Below are 1,722 nucleotides of genomic sequence, written 5' to 3' on the forward strand. Positions count from 1 at the left end.
AGCCAATTTGAACTGGATAGGCTGCTTGCTGGCTTCACTATTATTGGCCATAAACCCGTTGAAATACGCGATTTTACAATGAGTTAATTACAATAAAAGTCCGATGTGTCAGGTGGTTAGGTAGCCGTTTTGATATAATGGACACCATGAAAACGACGCCTGAAATCAACCCTGACAGCCAAGATGTTGCCGCGCTCCAAGCGATGGTTAGGCAGCTTATGGCCGAGCAGCAGGTCAAAGAAGAGCAATGGAAGCAAGAGCGCCAAACGCTTCTTGAACAGTTCAAACTGGCCATTGACCGCCAGTTCGCAAAACGTGCCGAAGCACTCAAGCCTTATGACGAGGCGCAAGGTGACCTGTTCAATGAAGCAGAGCATGAAGCTCACTCTGCTGAACAGGAAAAGGTTGCCACGACGACTTCTACTAACAAGCCACGCGGGAAACGCAAGCCACTTTCCAAAGAACTGCCGCGCGAGCGCATTGTTCTGGACTTGGATGAAGAAGAAAAGCACTGTGCGTGCTGCCAGCACCCTCTTCATAAAATAGGTGAAGACTGTAGTGAAAAGCTGGAGTTCACCCCGGCAGTACTGAAGGTTCTGGAGTATGTTCGTCCCAAGTACAGTTGCCGCCGGTGCGAGAAAGAGGCAGAAAGCGTCACTATCAGTCAAAAGCCTGTACCTGCTAGCCTTATTCCCAAGAGCTTTGCTACTGAAAGCCTTCTAGCCAATATTATTCTTGGTAAATACCAGTATGCACTGCCTCTTTACCGGCAGGAAACGCTGTTCAAGCAATCCGGTATCGAGTTATCCCGGACGACGATGGCACGCTGGGTCATGCAGGCCAGCAAACACTTCATACCACTCTACCAGGCACTTCACGAACACTTACTTGGTCAGGTTGTTATCCATGCGGATGAGACACCGTTAAATGTCCTTAAGGAAAATAAACAATGCTATATGTGGGTTTACTGCTCCGGCGCTGACTCACCTTCCGCCACACTGGAGGGGACGAAAAACATTGTCTTGTTCGACTATCAGAACAGTCGTGCGAGGGCTTGCCCCGCAGCTTTCCTTGGGAAGTACGGTGGCTATCTTCAAACTGATGGCTACCAAGCCTATGATGGTCTCACTCAGGTCAAGCACCTCGGTTGCCTGGCACATGCCCGGCGTAAGTTCATGGATGCCAAAAGGCTGCAGGGTAAAGGCAAAACAGGGAAAGCCGATGTGGCCTTGGCGAAAATCCAAAAGCTCTATGCGTTGGAAACCCGGTTGAAAGGGTTATCCGCAGAAGAGCGGCTGGCCGAACGACAGAAACTGGCGAGGCCAATGCTGGATGACTTGTACCAGTGGCTGACATCACAGATGGTGGTGGCGTCCAGTCAGCTGGGTAAAGCTATCAAATATACAGTGGGTCAATGGCCCAAGCTCCAGCGGTATGTGGAGGATGGCCACTTATCAATCGACAACAACCGGGCTGAGCGCGCAATCAAACCGCTGGTCATCGGCCGGAAAAACTGGCTCTTCGCCGACACCCCAAAAGGTGCTGATGCCAGTGCTATGCTTTACAGCATCATCGAGACCGCTAAAGCTAATGGGCTTATTATGTATGACTATCTGGTTAAGTGCATGGAAGAGCTAGCCCAGCCTGAGCCGGATATCGACTCTCTACTTCCTTGGAACTTCTCTCATTAATAATCGCCCCGTGGAATCATGGGGCGGATAC

The 1,722-nt window shown here is 50.5% G+C and carries 1 protein-coding gene; it reads left to right on the forward strand.

Annotated features, from left to right (window positions below; all coding sequences use genetic code 11):
* The first annotated feature begins 146 nt into the window (after positions 1 to 146).
* Positions 147 to 1,691, forward strand: coding sequence for an IS66 family transposase (tnpC, locus tag NHN17_RS25675; RefSeq protein ID WP_255045511.1), 1,545 nt, complete (start codon positions 147 to 149; stop codon positions 1,689 to 1,691).
* The last annotated feature ends 31 nt before the right edge of the window (positions 1,692 to 1,722 follow it).

The organism is Photobacterium pectinilyticum (assembly GCF_024357955.1).
Lineage (GTDB): Bacteria > Pseudomonadota > Gammaproteobacteria > Enterobacterales > Vibrionaceae > Photobacterium > Photobacterium pectinilyticum.

Coding starts and splice junctions, on each gene's coding strand:
- tnpC (WP_255045511.1), top strand. CDS start 147: ATGAAAACGACGCCTGAAATCAACCCTGACAGCCAAGATGTTGCCGCG.